The 15,066-nt window shown below is 39.6% G+C and carries 18 protein-coding genes; 14 read left to right on the top strand and 4 right to left on the bottom strand.

The window, feature by feature from the left end:
• Window positions 1-160 precede the first annotated feature (160 nt).
• Window positions 161-520: a DUF3397 domain-containing protein gene (locus SMSK597_RS09445; protein ID WP_000525401.1), complete on the bottom strand. Its 360-nt coding sequence runs from the start codon at window positions 518-520 to the stop codon at window positions 161-163.
• Window positions 521-611: 91 nt separating this feature from the next.
• On the opposite strand from SMSK597_RS09445, the gene mnmL reads away from it, so the two are divergent.
• The 6 genes from mnmL to SMSK597_RS0102785 all read left to right on the top strand — a co-directional run bounded on the left by mnmL (window position 612) and on the right by SMSK597_RS0102785 (window position 5,639).
• Entirely contained in the window at window positions 612-1,568 is a 957-nt protein-coding gene (mnmL, locus tag SMSK597_RS09440; RefSeq protein ID WP_004238266.1) for a tRNA modification radical SAM protein MnmL/YtqA, read from the top strand.
• Window positions 1,552-2,109, top strand: coding sequence for a tRNA 5-(aminomethyl)-2-thiouridylate-methyltransferase MnmM (gene mnmM, locus SMSK597_RS0102790; protein ID WP_000828442.1), 558 nt, complete (start codon window positions 1,552-1,554; stop codon window positions 2,107-2,109). The genes mnmL and mnmM overlap by 17 nt, the downstream gene beginning before the upstream one ends.
• Window positions 2,102-2,356 carry a hypothetical protein gene (locus tag SMSK597_RS09435; protein ID WP_000361085.1) on the top strand — a complete coding sequence of 85 codons (255 nt, stop codon included), beginning with the start codon at window positions 2,102-2,104 and terminating at the stop codon, window positions 2,354-2,356. Before mnmM ends, SMSK597_RS09435 begins: the two co-directional genes overlap by 8 nt.
• A gap of 11 nt (window positions 2,357-2,367) precedes the next feature.
• Window positions 2,368-4,422: a cation:proton antiporter gene (locus SMSK597_RS09430; RefSeq protein ID WP_000421667.1), complete on the top strand. Its 2,055-nt coding sequence runs from the start codon at window positions 2,368-2,370 to the stop codon at window positions 4,420-4,422.
• Between the two features lie 27 nt (window positions 4,423-4,449).
• Complete coding sequence (locus SMSK597_RS09425; protein WP_000759512.1) at window positions 4,450-5,310, top strand: YihY/virulence factor BrkB family protein; 861 nt, start codon at window positions 4,450-4,452, stop codon at window positions 5,308-5,310.
• 125 nt (window positions 5,311-5,435) lie between these two features.
• Window positions 5,436-5,639 carry a hypothetical protein gene (locus SMSK597_RS0102785; RefSeq protein WP_001127308.1) on the top strand — a complete coding sequence of 68 codons (204 nt, stop codon included), beginning with the start codon at window positions 5,436-5,438 and terminating at the stop codon, window positions 5,637-5,639.
• An 86-nt stretch (window positions 5,640-5,725) separates the two neighbouring features.
• On the opposite strand, the gene SMSK597_RS09420 is transcribed toward SMSK597_RS0102785, so the two are convergent.
• Window positions 5,726-6,334 (bottom strand): hypothetical protein, encoded by a 609-nt coding sequence (locus tag SMSK597_RS09420; protein WP_050540819.1) that lies wholly within the window; start codon window positions 6,332-6,334, stop codon window positions 5,726-5,728.
• Between the two features lie 131 nt (window positions 6,335-6,465).
• Here SMSK597_RS09420 and SMSK597_RS14040 point away from each other — a divergent pair, with 131 nt between their 5' ends.
• Window positions 6,466-6,663: a hypothetical protein gene (locus SMSK597_RS14040; RefSeq protein ID WP_000930585.1), complete on the top strand. Its 198-nt coding sequence runs from the start codon at window positions 6,466-6,468 to the stop codon at window positions 6,661-6,663.
• Between the two features lie 229 nt (window positions 6,664-6,892).
• Here SMSK597_RS14040 and queA read toward each other — a convergent pair whose 3' ends face one another.
• The gene (queA, locus tag SMSK597_RS09415) at window positions 6,893-7,921 is read right to left on the bottom strand and encodes a tRNA preQ1(34) S-adenosylmethionine ribosyltransferase-isomerase QueA (RefSeq protein ID WP_001090139.1); all 1,029 of its coding nucleotides are present in this window, start codon (window positions 7,919-7,921) and stop codon (window positions 6,893-6,895) included.
• A 150-nt stretch (window positions 7,922-8,071) separates the two neighbouring features.
• Here queA and SMSK597_RS09410 point away from each other — a divergent pair, with 150 nt between their 5' ends.
• Window positions 8,072-8,779, top strand: coding sequence for a glucosamine-6-phosphate deaminase (locus SMSK597_RS09410; protein ID WP_000864593.1), 708 nt, complete (start codon window positions 8,072-8,074; stop codon window positions 8,777-8,779).
• Window positions 8,780-8,930: 151 nt separating this feature from the next.
• Complete coding sequence (gene rpsU / locus SMSK597_RS09405) at window positions 8,931-9,107, top strand: 30S ribosomal protein S21 (protein WP_000048054.1); 177 nt, start codon at window positions 8,931-8,933, stop codon at window positions 9,105-9,107.
• Between the two features lie 39 nt (window positions 9,108-9,146).
• Here the strand turns inward: rpsU and SMSK597_RS13915 are convergent, their stop codons facing one another.
• A complete protein-coding gene (locus SMSK597_RS13915; protein ID WP_004238261.1) occupies window positions 9,147-9,293 on the bottom strand; it encodes a hypothetical protein in 147 nt (48 codons plus the stop codon).
• Window positions 9,294-9,389: 96 nt separating this feature from the next.
• Here SMSK597_RS13915 and hprK point away from each other — a divergent pair, with 96 nt between their 5' ends.
• The 5 genes from hprK to SMSK597_RS0102770 form a co-directional block, all read left to right on the top strand.
• The gene (gene hprK, locus SMSK597_RS09395; RefSeq protein ID WP_000115148.1) at window positions 9,390-10,325 is read left to right on the top strand and encodes an HPr(Ser) kinase/phosphatase; all 936 of its coding nucleotides are present in this window, start codon (window positions 9,390-9,392) and stop codon (window positions 10,323-10,325) included.
• Complete coding sequence (gene lgt, locus SMSK597_RS0102775; protein WP_000886652.1) at window positions 10,318-11,106, top strand: prolipoprotein diacylglyceryl transferase; 789 nt, start codon at window positions 10,318-10,320, stop codon at window positions 11,104-11,106. The genes hprK and lgt overlap by 8 nt, the downstream gene beginning before the upstream one ends.
• A complete protein-coding gene (locus SMSK597_RS09390; RefSeq protein WP_000895019.1) occupies window positions 11,107-11,490 on the top strand; it encodes a DUF948 domain-containing protein in 384 nt (127 codons plus the stop codon).
• A gap of 15 nt (window positions 11,491-11,505) precedes the next feature.
• Window positions 11,506-11,898: a YtxH domain-containing protein gene (locus SMSK597_RS09385; protein WP_000517383.1), complete on the top strand. Its 393-nt coding sequence runs from the start codon at window positions 11,506-11,508 to the stop codon at window positions 11,896-11,898.
• 573 nt (window positions 11,899-12,471) lie between these two features.
• The coding region (locus tag SMSK597_RS0102770; protein ID WP_000651646.1) for a YSIRK-type signal peptide-containing protein at window positions 12,472-15,066 on the top strand (2,595 nt) is incomplete at its 3' end.

Genomic DNA, 15,066 nt, shown 5'->3' with positions numbered 1-15,066 from the left:
CTATCTACAACCTAAAATCAGTGCTTTTAGCAACCTGCGGCTAGCTTCCTAGTTTGCTTTTTGATTTTCATTGAGTATAAGAATTATTAAAAAAGATATAAAGAAAAACACTTCAATCATTGTATTTTAGTCTGATTGAGGTGTTTTCGATTTCATTTTTTTATTTATGAGCCATCAATTCAACAATCATCTCGATATACATGACAAGGGTTAATAAGAATCCTGCACGCCAGAAGAATTTGATGAATTTAGGATAGTAAAAGCTACGTTTTTTCAAAAGGAAGAAAAAAACGAGAATAATGGCTAGGACTGAGAGGGCTAGGCCTAGTCTAGGGAGGAAATTATGGGTAAAGGTTTTAGCTGTAATCAAGTAATATTCAAATACCAAGACTGGAAAAGCCAAATCCGCAAAGTTTCGTCCTAGTTTTTTTAATCTAAAAAGTTTGGTTATGATAATGCAGACGACTAAGGTCAGTATCAATAATAAAATAGATGCTAATTTCATTAAAATCATACCCATATTGTATCATAAAAAATCGCTAATGGAAACGAGAAACAGAGGAATTTATAGGAAAGTCAGGCTTTTGAGATTGTGGGTGTTTTTTGTTATAATGAAGGTTATGAAATCTTATAATACCTTGAATGATTATTATCGAAAACTCTTTGGAGAAAAGACCTTTAAAGTCCCTATTGATGCGGGATTTGACTGTCCCAATCGTGATGGGACTGTGGCTCATGGAGGCTGTACTTTTTGTACGGTTTCAGGTTCTGGAGATGCTATCGTAGCACCGGATGCGCCTATTCGTGAGCAATTTTATAAGGAAATTGACTTTATGCACCGCAAGTGGCCGGATGTTCAGAAGTATCTGGTTTATTTTCAAAATTTTACCAACACCCATGAAAAGGTGGAAGTGATTCGAGAGCGTTATGAGCAGGCTATCAACGAGCCAGGTGTCGTAGGAATCAATATCGGAACACGGCCAGACTGTTTACCAGATGAAACCATTGAATATTTGGCTGAGTTATCGGAGCGCATGCATGTGACGGTTGAATTGGGCTTGCAGACCACTTATGAAGCAACCTCTGATCTGATTAACCGTGCCCATTCCTATGAGTTGTACGTGGAAACGGTTAAGCGTTTGAGAAAGTATCCTAAGATTGAGATTGTTTCCCATCTGATCAACGGACTTCCTGGTGAAACCCATGAGATGATGCTTGAAAATGTCCGTCGCTGTGTCACTGATAATGATATTCAAGGGATTAAACTGCACTTGCTTCACCTGATGACTAATACACGTATGCAACGAGATTACCACGAAGGACGCTTGCAGTTGATGAGTCAGGACGAATATGTTAAGGTCATCTGTGACCAACTGGAAATCATTCCAAAGCATATTGTCATCCATCGAATCACAGGAGATGCACCTAGAGATATGCTGATTGGGCCTATGTGGAGCCTCAATAAATGGGAAGTGCTCAACAGCATTGAGATGGAGATGCGGCGTCGTGGAAGCGTTCAAGGATGCAAGGCTGTAAAACAGGAGTTTGAAAATGAAAAGACCACTTGAGATGGCACATGATTTTTTGGCTGAGGTAGTAACTCAGGACGATATCGTAGTGGATGCGACCATGGGAAATGGCCACGATACCCTTTTTTTAGCCAAGCTAGCTAAGCAAGTCTATGCCTTTGATATTCAGGAGCAAGCCTTGGAAAAGACCCAAGAGCGTTTGGACCAGGCTGGAATGACAAATGCCCAGTTAATCTTGCAAGGCCATGAGACATTGGATCAGTTTGTGACAGAAGCCAAGGCAGGAATTTTTAATCTGGGCTATTTGCCATCAGCTGATAAGTCTGTCATCACCCGACCGCAGACAACGATTGAAGCATTAGAAAAGTTGTGTGGCTTACTTGTCAAAGGTGGACGGATTGCTATCATGATCTATTATGGTCATGAAGGAGGCGACCTCGAGAGGGATGCTGTCTTGGATTTTGTTAGCCAGTTGAACCAACAAGAGTACACATCTGCCATTTACCGAACTTTAAACCAAGTCAACAACCCACCATTTTTAGTGATGATTGAAAAATTAGAGAGATATAGACATGGATAAACAATACCTACGTGAAAAGCTGGATGCCATGCGCCAAAATTTTGTTGAATCAACCCACCACGAACGAGCGGTGGGCGTGCTAGATCAAGCGCATATGAGCAAAAAAATGCTTAAAATCAAGAAAAAATTAGTTGCTCTTGAGATGGAACGGTGCCAGAGAAAAATTGAGCATAAAGATTGTTCCAAGATTGACCAAAAAATCAAAGAGCAGAAGGAGATATTTGAATCCTGTTGTAAAAAAGATTAAGGAGGAATAGCGTGGAATTACTGATTTACCTCATCCTATTTTTACTGGTCTTGATTGTATCAAGTACAACCAATAAGCTCCTGCCCTTTTTGCCTCTCCCTTTGGTGCAAATTCTTTTGGGAATTGTGATTGGTCTCTTTTTACCCAATACCGACTTTCACCTCAATACGGAGTTGTTTTTGGCACTGGTTATCGGGCCCTTGCTTTTCAGAGAGTCGGAAGAAGCGGACATTACGGCTATTTTAAAACACTGGCGAATCATTGTTTATCTCATATTTCCAGTGATTTTCATCTCGACCCTGAGTTTGGGTGGCTTGGCCCATCTTCTTTGGCTCAGTCTTCCCTTGGCAGCTTGCTTGGCTGTTGGGGCAGCCCTTGGCCCTACGGATTTGGTGGCCTTTGCCTCTCTTTCGGAGCGGTTTAGCTTTCCTAAGCGCGTGTCCAATATCCTTAAGGGTGAAGGACTCTTGAATGATGCTTCTGGCTTGGTTGCCTTTCAGGTGGCCTTGACAGCTTGGACAACTGGAGCCTTTTCCCTTGGGCAAGCGAGTAGTTCGCTCATCTTTTCAATCCTAGGCGGTTTTTTGATTGGCTTTTTAACAGCCATGACCAACCGTTTCCTCCATAGTTTCTTACTTAGTGTACGAGCAACGGATATTGCCAGCGAACTTTTATTAGAATTGAGTTTGCCCTTGATAACCTTCTTCCTGGCAGAAGAAGTCCACGTTTCAGGGATTATTGCCGTTGTAGTTGCTGGGATTTTAAAGGCAAGTCGTTTTAAGAAAATTACGCTCCTCGAAGCCCAAGTGGATACGGTGACCGAGACGGTCTGGCATACAGTGAACTTTATGCTGAACGGTTCTGTCTTTGTGATTTTAGGGATGGAGTTGGAAATGATAGCAGAGCCTATCTTGACCAATCCAATCTATAATCCCTTACTTTTATTGGGATCTCTTATAGCCCTTACCTTTGTCCTCTTTGCTATTCGTTTTGTCATGATCTATGGCTACTATGCCTATAGAACCAGACGTCTCAAGAAAAAGCTAAATAAGTATATGAAGGATATGCTTCTCTTGACCTTCTCAGGTGTTAAGGGAACCGTGTCGATTGCGACGATTCTTTTGATACCAAGTAATCTAGAGCAGGAGTATCCTCTCTTACTTTTCCTTGTCGCAGGGGTGACACTTGTTAGCTTTTTAACAGGCCTCGTGGTCTTGCCTCATCTTTCTGATGAACAGGAAGAAAGCAAGGATTATCTCATGCATATTGGCATTTTGAATGAAGTAACGCTAGAGTTGGAAAAAGAGTTGGAAGATACCAGAAATAAGCTCCCTCTCTATGCGGCTATTGACAATTATCATGGACGTATTGAAAATCTCATCCTGAGTCAAGAAAATAAGGGGGCTCAAGAGGACTGGGAGGCCTTGAAACTTCTTATCCTCAGTATTGAAAGTGATGGTCTGGAACAAGCCTACGAGGAAGGCAAGATGAGCGAGCGTGCCTATCGAGTTTACCAACGTTATTTGAAAAACATGGAACAAGGTATCAATCGCAAGTTTGCTTCACGATTGACCTATTATTTCCTTGTTTCCTTGCGGATTTTACGTTTTCTCCTGCATGAAGTCTTTACCTTAGGCAAGACCTTCCGCAGTTGGAAAAATGAAGAATCACAGAAACTCAGAGCTCTTGACTATGACCAAATTGCAGAACTCTATCTAGAAAATACAGAGATGATTATCGAAAGTTTGGAGAACCTAAAAGGGGTTTATAAGAGTTCCTTGATTAGCTTCATGCAGGATTCTCGTCTTCGTGAAACAGCTATCATCACCAGTGGTGCCTTTGTCGAACGGGTTATCAATCGTGTCAAACCCAACAATATCGATGAAATGCTGAGAGGCTATTATCTGGAGCGTAAGTTGATTTTCGAATATGAAGAGAAACGATTGATTACGACCAAGTATGCCAAGAAGTTACGACAAAATGTGAATAACTTAGAGAACTATTCCTTGAAGGAAGCTGCCAATACCCTGCCTTATGATATGGTGGAATTGGTAAGAAGAAATTAATCAAGATTATGAGTGAAGGAGTGTGACATGAAAAAGTGGTGGAAAGAGCTGATAGACAAACCTTTAGTAAAAGCTTTTTTGCATTATTATCAAGCATCAGATAGTGAGTTGACCAGTGTCGCAGTAGCCTACTATTGGTTGATTTCGATTTTTCCCCTGCTTTTGGTGGTGGTCAATATCCTCCCTTATTTTCAGATTCCAGTTTCTAATTTTTTGAAGGTTGTCAATGAATTTTTGCCTGATACCATGTATGATGTGGTTGCAAAGATTATTACAGAAGTGCTGACTCAACCTTCAACGGGCTTATTGAGTTTTGCGGTTTTGTCAGCTCTCTGGACCTTTTCAAAATCCATGAATTTCCTACAGAAAGCCTTTAATAAAGCTTACGGAGTAGCAAAAAATCGTGGAATGATTTCCCATCAACTCATGAGTTTGTTTGTCAGTTTTGGCTTGCAGATTCTCTTTACCTTAGCTCTGTTTTTGAGTGTCTTTGGCCGTATGCTCCTCAACCTTGTCAAAAGCTATTGGAAATCGGATAGTCCTCTCTTTGATTATCTGCAAGACCTGACAGGCCCCTTGGTCTATGCCTTGATTTTTGCCATCTTGGTCATGCTTTATTATTTTCTGCCTAATGTTAAGGTGCGACGAATTCGACATGTATTACCAGGTAGTGCCTTTGTCTTATTGACTCTGGCCTTACTGCTCAATATCTTTTCAGTCTATGTTAACAATTATGTCAATCACCTAGTGGATGTCCGTTTTTTCAGTTCTATTGTCGTGGTGGTCATGATGTTCTGGTTTATTCTCATCGCTAAGATTTTGATTGTCGGTGCGGTGATCAATGCCAGTGTGCAGAGTTTGAAAGATCTGAATTTTAGAAAAGACTAACGAATTTTTAATTCATTACAAAACGCATAATATGAAAATTCCACGAGGTCAACTATAGTCAGAAAGCTGAACAACAAGCCAAAACGCCCCAAAAAGGCGGCAAAAAGCAAGCACCTGCAAGCAACGTGCCGAAATGGTCAAATCCTGATTATGTCAACGAATTAGACCCAAAAATCGTTGATATGCTAGTAGAATTTCACAAGTCGCAAGGCACTTTGGAAACTCCCGAGGCGCAAGCAGAAATCGCCCAAAAACGTGAAGAAATCGAGCAAAGGAGAGCTGAGCCTGAGGATAAAAAACAAGAGCTTTTGAACCGCTTGAACAAATAGAGTTTCGCAAGTATTATGCTTACAAATTACTTGAGCAATTAACTAAAATATAAACCCTACCTTTATATCTAGGCAGGGTTTATATTTTAGAAATTCATGTAGGTTGTTTCGGTTTTTACATACCCAGTATAGTTTGAGTTTCTATAGTATTCAGTGATAAACTTCCATTTTCTTTGAGCAACATGGATATAAGTACTTGTTATGTAGTATGGATATGGACTTTGTGAATCCAAGTAAGCCTGATAAGCTTGTATACCCCAAAATGCTCCACCAATTATTGCACCCCATGGACCTCCCAATACAGCACCTATCTTACCAATTATAAAACTTAGTCCAGCATCAGCCATGAAGTTAGCGAATGTGTTTTCTAGTTTATTCCCATGTATTGTGTTGACGTAATTCCAAACATTAGGATCGTATGATCTAAAAGATATATTTAGGTCGATTTCATTCTTTTGATAATCCATATAAAATGACCCATTGATATAGACACCATCAGCACGTTGTTCAATAGTGTCTACACTTCCATCTGGATTGACCACCTCAAGAACTTCATCACTTAAAATATTTACTTGCGTATCTCCGAACCGCACTGATGAGCCATTCTTAAACTGAGTCTCACCAGATACAACTTTAGAGTTTGCCGATAAGCTATCATCAGCAAAAACAGCAAGCGACGGGGAAATGCTAGACATACAGAAAACAGACATAGCTAGCAAACACATGCATTTAGACATCTTAGACATAACGGAAACTCCTTTGTATTTTTGATTTTTTTCAACTTTTATTATACAATAAAACCAAATAAAAAGAAAGCGGTAACAATATGCTTAATGCGAAAATTTTTTATATATTTTTATATTTGATCGTTATCGAAACTATAGGCTTGTTGTTGTTGAAAAAAGGTCTCGAAATGGGTTATTTAGACACAGAAGCTATTATCCTCGCAATTTTTTCATTTGCTTTTTACAACCTATGTTCATTCGCTTGGGTCTGCTCTACAATAAAAAACAATAAAAAATAAATAGACGTATTTTCAAAAAAAGATTGCATATTTATCTAAGTAAAACGACGATTTAAATCGTCGTTTTTTTGTATAACTCCCCCTGAAATTTATTTTAATTATGCAAATTTCACGTATTTTTGGTGCTGAGACAACGATTCTGAGAGCTTTTCAGACTTTGTCTATCATTAGAAAGCTTAGAGCACCAAAGGATTTTGCCTGATAATATGCGCTTTTTTGATTGTAAAAATTAATAGATAAACATGGCATCGCCAAAACTAAAGAAGCGGTAGTGTTCTTGAATAGCGTGGTGATAAGCATCTAATACCAATTCACGGCCGGCAAAGGCAGAAACCAACATGACCAGAGTTGATTTTGGCAGGTGGAAGTTGGTTGAGAAGGCATCCACGACCTTCCATTCATAGCCAGGTTTGATAAAGATATTGGTCCAGCCAGAATCTGCTTGGATTTGCCCATCAAACTTGGAACCAATAGTTTCCAAGGTGCGGATAGAAGTGGTTCCGACAGCGATGACACGACCACCATTTTCCTTAACAGAGCGAAGAGTGACAGCCGCTTCCTCAGAAAGCTGATAGAATTCTGAGTGCATTTCGTGTTCGTCCAGATTGTCAACAGAGACAGGTCTAAATGTTCCGAGTCCGACATGAAGAGTCAGATAGACTAGATGAACACCCTTAGCTTGGATTTCTGCCAGCAGTTCTTTGGTGAAGTGAAGTCCAGCAGTTGGTGCTGCAGCAGAGCCACTTTCTTTAGCGTAGACCGTTTGATAGCGTTCACGGTCATCCAGTTTTTCGTGGATATAAGGTGGTAATGGCATTTCTCCCAGACTTTCCAAAACTTCTAGGAAAATTCCTTGGTATTCAAAGCGGACAATGCGGCCCCCGTGAGTTAATTCTTCCGTAACGACAGCGCTGAGGCGACCATCACCAAAGCTGACACGAGTACCAACCTTGAGGCGTTTGGCAGGTTTTGCCAGAACCTCCCACTCATCTCCGGCAGTATTTTTGAGCAGGAGCAGTTCCACATGACCTCCAGTTTCTTCCTTTTGTCCATAGAGGCGGGCAGGGAGAACGCGGGTGTCGTTCATGACAAGGGCATCACCAGGTTCCAGCATATCAATAATGGAGTGGAAGTGTTTATCCTGCATTTCTCCCGTCTCACGGTTGACAATGAGGAGTTTAGAGGCATCCCGTTTTTCAAGAGGCGTTTGGGCAATCAATTCCTCGGGTAAGTGGAAGTCAAAATCAGCTGTATTCATATATCTGTTCATTCTTTCTAAGTTCTAATCCTATCCATTATAACATGTTTCAAGTTTGGACGCTCTTTTTTTAGAAATTAAATCGTTTTCACTTGACAAAAATTGGTCTATACCATATAATAAATATAGATTGAAACGGAGGATAAAAAGATGAAAGTTATTAAAGTTGAAAACCAAATCGAAGGTGGAAAAGTTGCTTTTGAGATTTTGAAGGAAAAATTGGCCAACGGCGCTCAAACCCTAGGACTTGCGACAGGAAGTAGCCCACTTGAATTTTACAAGGAAATTGTTGAAAGTGACCTTGATTTTTCAAATCTAACCAGTGTCAACCTTGATGAGTATGTAGGCCTTGATGGGGACAACCCACAGTCTTACCGTTACTTCATGCAAGAAAACTTGTTTAACCAAAAACCATTTAAAGAAAGTTTCTTACCTCGTGGGGTTAAGGACAATGCTGAAGAAGAAGTAGAACGCTACAATCAAATTTTGGCTGACCATCCAGTTGACCTCCAAATCTTGGGAATCGGTCGCAATGGACATATCGGATTTAATGAACCTGGTACTCCATTTGACAGTCAAACACACCTTGTAGAGCTTGACCAGTCTACTATTGAAGCTAATGCGCGCTTCTTTGACAAAATTGAAGACGTTCCAACCCAAGCCATTTCAATGGGGATTAAAAATATCTTGGATGCCAAGTCAATCCTTCTCTTTGCTTACGGTGAGTCAAAAGCAGAAGCCATCGCTGGAACAGTGTCTGGCCCAGTTACTGAGTCTCTACCAGCAAGTAGCCTCCAAAATCACCCTGATGTGACCATTATTGCGGATGCTGAAGCGCTCAGCTTGCTTGAAAAATAAAAAACGAAACCCTTCAGTTTATTCTATCTGAGTGCTTTAAACTCTTGTATAAATGGAAGAAAAAATTAAAATTAAACCGCATTTTTTCTTGACAATTATTACTTTTATGTGTAGAATAGAATAGATCTTGAACTTGAAGGGAGTGAAAAAAATGTCTAAAACAGTAGTACGTAAGAATGAATCTCTTGACGACGCACTTCGTCGTTTCAAACGTGCGGTTACTAAAGCTGGTACTCTTCAAGAAACACGCAAACGTGAATTCTATGAAAAACCTTCTGTAAAACGTAAACGTAAATCAGAAGCAGCTCGTAAACGTAAAAAATTCTAATTAGAAATGAAAGGCTGGAGAAATCTAGTCTTTTTTCTTTTAACACTCTTCGAAAATCTCTTCAAACCACGTCAACGTCGCCTTGCCGTAGATATGGTTACTGACTTCGTCAGTTTCATCTACAACCTCAAAACGGTGTTTTGAGCAACCTGCGGCTAGTTTCCTAGTTTGCTCTTTGGTTTTCATTGAGTATAAATAAATACTTCAAAGCCTGCAAAAATCTGAAACTTCTAAGGACAATTTGATATAATAGTAAAAAGAACTCGATTGAAGGAGGAAATGATGTCGGTTTTAGTAAAAGAAGTGATTGAAAAGCTTAGACTAGACATTGTCTATGGCGAACCAGAATTGCTTGAAAAGGAAATCAATACAGCGGATATTACGCGACCTGGTCTTGAAATGACAGGTTATTTTGACTACTACACGCCAGAGCGGATTCAACTTTTGGGGATGAAGGAGTGGTCTTATCTGATCAGCATGCCTTCTAACAGCCGTTATGAAGTTTTGAAAAAAATGTTTCTACCTGAGACACCTGCGGTCATTGTTGCCCGTGGTTTGGTGGTTCCAGAGGAGATGTTAAAGGCAGCTAGAGAATGTAAGATTGCCATTTTAACCAGCCGTACGGCTACTAGTCGTTTGTCTGGAGAGTTATCTAGCTATCTGGATTCTCGTTTGGCAGAACGGACCAGTGTGCATGGAGTCTTGATGGATATCTATGGGATGGGTGTCTTGATTCAGGGCGATAGTGGAATCGGTAAGAGTGAGACAGGTCTAGAGCTTGTCAAACGTGGTCACCGCTTGGTAGCTGATGACCGGGTCGATATCTTTGCCAAGGACGAGATTACTCTTTGGGGTGAACCGGCTGAAATCTTGAGACACCTGATTGAAATTCGTGGGGTTGGGATTATCGATGTCATGAGCCTCTACGGTGCCAGTGCTGTCAAGGACTCTTCACAAGTCCAGCTGGCTGTTTATTTGGAAAATTACGATACACATAAGACCTTTGATCGTCTGGGAAACAATGCAGAGGAACTTGAAATTTCTGGCGTATCTATTCCTCGTATTCGTATTCCAGTTAAAACAGGTCGTAATATCTCTGTCGTGATTGAGGCTGCTGCCATGAATTATCGTGCCAAGGAAATGGGCTTTGATGCGACGCGTTTGTTCGAAGAACGCTTGACAAATCTTATTGCTCAAAACGAGGTGCCTAATGCTTGATCCAATTGCTATTCATCTAGGTCCTCTAGCCATTCGTTGGTATGCCTTGTGTATTGTGACAGGCTTAATTCTTGCGGTTTATTTGACCATGAAAGAAGCACCTAGAAAGAAGATCATACCAGACGATATTTTAGATTTTATCTTGATAGCCTTTCCCTTGGCTATTTTAGGAGCTCGTCTCTACTATGTCATTTTCCGTCTTGATTACTATAGTCAGAATGTCGGTGAGATTTTTGCCATTTGGAATGGTGGTTTGGCCATTTACGGTGGTTTGATTACTGGTGCCCTTGTGCTCTATATCTTTGCTGATCGTAAACTTATCAATACTTGGGATTTTCTAGATATTGCGGCGCCTAGCGTCATGATTGCCCAAAGTTTGGGTCGCTGGGGCAATTTCTTTAACCAAGAAGCTTATGGTGTAGCAGTGGATAATCTGGATTATCTACCTGGCTTTATTCGTGACCAGATGTATATTGATGGGAGCTACCGTCAACCGACCTTCCTTTATGAGTCTCTATGGAATCTTCTTGGATTTGCCTTGATTCTGATTTTTAGACGAAAATGGAAGAATCTCAGACGAGGTCATATCACGGCTTTCTACTTGATTTGGTATGGTTTCGGTCGTATGGTCATCGAAGGTATGCGGACAGATAGCCTCATGTTCTTTGGACTTCGAGTGTCTCAATGGCTATCAGTTGTCCTTATCGGACTGGGTATTTTTATCATTCTATATCAAAATCGAAAGAAGGCCCCTTTCTATATTACAGAGGAGGAAAACTAAATGTTAGAAGTTGCATATATTTTTGTTGCCCTTGCTTTGATTGTATTTTTAGTCTATCTAATCATTACTGTACAAAAGCTTGGCCGTGTTATCGATGAAACAGAGAAGACGATTAAAACCTTGACTTCAGATGTGGATGTGACCTTGCATCACACCAATGAATTGCTGGCTAAGGTCAATGTCTTGGCAGATGATATCAATGTCAAGGTGGCAACGATTGATCCACTCTTTAGTGCTGTTGCAGATTTATCTCTATCTATTTCAGACCTTAATGACCATGCGCGTGTCTTGAGCAGGAAAGCTTCATCAGCTGGTTCAAAAACACTCAAGACTGGTGCAAGTTTGTCAGCTCTTCGTCTTGCAAGTAAATTTTTCAAAAAATAAAAAAGGAGAATCCTTATGGGTAAACTATCCTCAATCCTTTTAGGAACCGTTTCAGGTGCAGCTCTTGCCTTGTTTTTAACAAGCGATAAGGGCAAACAAGTTTGCAGTCAGGCTCAAGATTTTCTGGATGATTTGAGAGAAGATCCTGAGTATGCCAAGGAGCAGGTCTGTGAAAAACTAACAGAAGTTAAGGAGCAGGCTACAGATTTTGTTCTGAAAACCAAAGAACAGGTTGAGTCAGGTGAAATCACTGTGGACAGTGTCCTTGCTCAAGCAAAATCATATGCCCGTCAAGCGACAGAAGCTTCTAAAGAGACCTTGAACAGTTTCAAAGAACAACTGGAAGAAAAAGTGGTTGTGGAAGAACAAGAAGGTCAAGAAATCGTCATCGAGATTCAAGAAGATTAAAATCAGTATACCGTTTCTTGGTTTTTTATAAAATCAAGAAATGATTATTTTTTTCCTTTAATGAACTCTTTGTGATATAGTAGATTGAAATAAGATGTGAACAAAGCGATTGAGAAAGTCAATTTTTTTCTAGAAATGTTTCAACAACTGTAATGTACTACTCTAGATTCAATACGCTATATAATGGCAGTATAGAGCGTGCAAAATTTTGATTTCTTCTATAATGTAGTAAAATTTTAACAGCAGGTTATTGATTATCATACGGATGGGGAAATGGACCTAGATGATAAAAGAGAAAAAGATAACCTCGGTTCTTTTTTACAGAGTTGTTTGGTGGTCTAAAATAAGCGGTTCTGTCCGTAACCTAAATAACCCGCCTGATGAACTGGGTGACTGGGTTGAGCTATTACAATAAATAGTTATTTAAAAATTGAAAGGATTTAAAATGTGACGTATTAAAGTATAGTAAAGTTCCTAAAGTTTATGAGAAGAAAAAATTATGATTTTGTTAACAGAAAATGTTAGCGTTTTCTATATTGTGTATGAAAAATAGTTAGAAAGAAATTTGATTAAATGAAAGATATTTTTAATAAGCGACAACGTTTTTCGATTCGAAAGTTTTCTGTTGGAGTGGCATCTGTACTAATAGGGGTTTCCTTATTTGCTCCGACTCAAGGAGTCTTGGCTTCTACGGAAAATAATTTGGTAACAGAGATAGGGGCTAATTCTGAAAGGGAGAGTTCGATCCCTACTGTGGAGAAAAAAGAAGAGGCTCAAAGTTCGCTAGAGAATCGAGGAGATATTTCCAGTCCATCTTCAAAAGATATTCCAATGCTATCTACAAGAACTACAGAACTTGAGACATCTGGGGATACAGAAAATAATAGTTTGACCACAAGGACTTTCGTGGTGGGTGAAGACAGATCAAGCACTCCAGCGGTGAGAGCAGCATCAGTTCCCTCTTCCGATATTAAAAAATATGAATTGACTGAGGAAGATGCTAAAAAAATCAAAGCAGGAATAATCGGTTCAGAAGGTGATAAGTATGATAGCCTATTACTAGATGGACCTGAGTTGAAGCCGAATGATTATACAGATGAGGATTATCTAAGTAATAAAGATGAAATTTATATTTATGAAAAAGGCGGGAAAAAGTATGTAGGATATAATAGTCATCCGCTGCTAGAGGATACTGATGGTGATGGTATTATTGATAGTGACGAAAAGTCAGATGAAAAATTAAAATGGAACGTAAGCGAGCGCGATATGATTATGTTCATGGAATTGTCCTACCGTGATGATAATTATATTGATAGAGTGCTGGATCATAAGAAACCCTTAACAGAGTCAGAGTTATATAAAAAGAATGGTGAAACTAGACCACGTTATGAGTATATGATGATGAATAAGGAATTAGCTCCTTATTGGAAAAGAAAGAAAAGCTACCATACCTCCAGTGGACTAGATGCTGTCTTGTATGAAACAAAGAGTGATTTCTCATATTTACCAAATGGAACTGCACAAGTATTAGCCTTTCGTGGAACAAGTGATGCCAAAGATATAGGAGCTGATATAACACTGGGAACAGGAAGCAATCCTCAACAAGGGATCGATGCAGAAAATATCATGCGTGAACTGGCTAAAGATAAGAGTATTACCAATCTATATTTGACAGGGCACTCTTTAGGAGGATATTTAGTACAACGGGCAATGGTTGAAGCCTATCAGTTGGCATATTCTGACAGCAGAGTCATGTCTTCTAAAGACCAGCGGGCTTATAGAAACTTTTATAATAATGTCTTAAAAAAAGGAACAACCTTTAATGCCCCAAAAGTAAGGACAGGTCTGTTCTCATCATCTGCGTTTTGGCAAAAAGGTTTAGATAGTAAAAACATAGCTAAGTCTGGGAAAATGACACATTATATAGTTAATAATGATTCTACTATAAGAAAAAGTGTCAGTAATGATAGTGATGTTGTCATAAATGTTGGAAATACAAAAGGAGGTCATAGTTCCCGTTCTTATTTTGAAGCCGATATGATTAATAGACGACCAGAGTTTATTTCTGGGAAACGAATTTCCTTAGATGGGATAGGTTTTCAAAATCCTAAGATTACTACAGCTAAGTCTTTAGAAAAAGTTGGAGAAACTGTTGTATATAGCAAACGCGGAAATGACATCATTAAGTCAACAACTGTTAGTATGAAAGATCCTGATACAAGAAACATTACTAAAAAAACATTTGAAGAAGTAGTCAATAAAGGTGGCGCGAAGGACAAAGTAGAAACAACAGCAATCCCATCACCTAAGAAATATGTAAAAGATGAAAGCCGCGAAAAAGAACAAGCTAATGTTGAAGTACCTGGTAAAACTGGAGAACAGACGGTAACAACAACTTATAGTGTCAATCCTAACACTGGAGATCTTATTGAACATGTAGGACAACCAGTAGTTAAGAAACCGGCAACAGAAACAGTTGTCAAAGTCGCAGCCAAGGATGAAGTAGAATACATTAAAAAAGGAGACGACGTTGTTAAGAAGACAACAAGCTACACAGTAAACTCAAAAACTGGCAGTCTTACTTCGACTGAGAAGGAAGAAGTAGTCAATAGAGGTGGCGCGAGGGATATAGTTGAGTATAATTCAGTTGAACCCACAACAGTTTATTTAAAAGATGTGAACAGTCCAAAAGGTACTAATACCGTTCAATTTCCAGGGAAAGCAGGAAAAACTAAAGTCACCACAACCTATAGCGTAAATCCAGTAAATGGAACCCTAACTCCATCAAAAGGCAAACCAGAAGTCGCAACTCTAACAATAGCTAGAGTTGTAAAAGTGGGAGCGAAGGATAAAGTAGTAGAAACACCAATTGAACCCGCAGTGGTTTATGAAAAAGATGGCACTCGTGACTTTGGTACACCAGATCAGCGTACTGAGGGTAAAAAAGGTAAAACAGTTACTACAACCACTTATGATGTAGATCCAAACGACGGTCATATCACAGAACACGTTGGCAACCCAGTAGTCACTCCAGCAGGTAAGACAATTGTTAAAGTTGGTGCGAAAACTAAGGTTGAACAATCTAAAGATTCTGAAGGTCGCGATGTGATTGATACCACTACCTATGAAGTTAATCCAAAAACAGGTAAGGTAACTCCAACAACCGTG

Source organism: Streptococcus mitis SK597, from assembly GCF_000148545.1.
Classification (GTDB): Bacteria; Bacillota; Bacilli; order Lactobacillales; family Streptococcaceae; genus Streptococcus; species Streptococcus mitis_C.
This window is presented reverse-complemented; position numbering and strand designations above follow the sequence as displayed.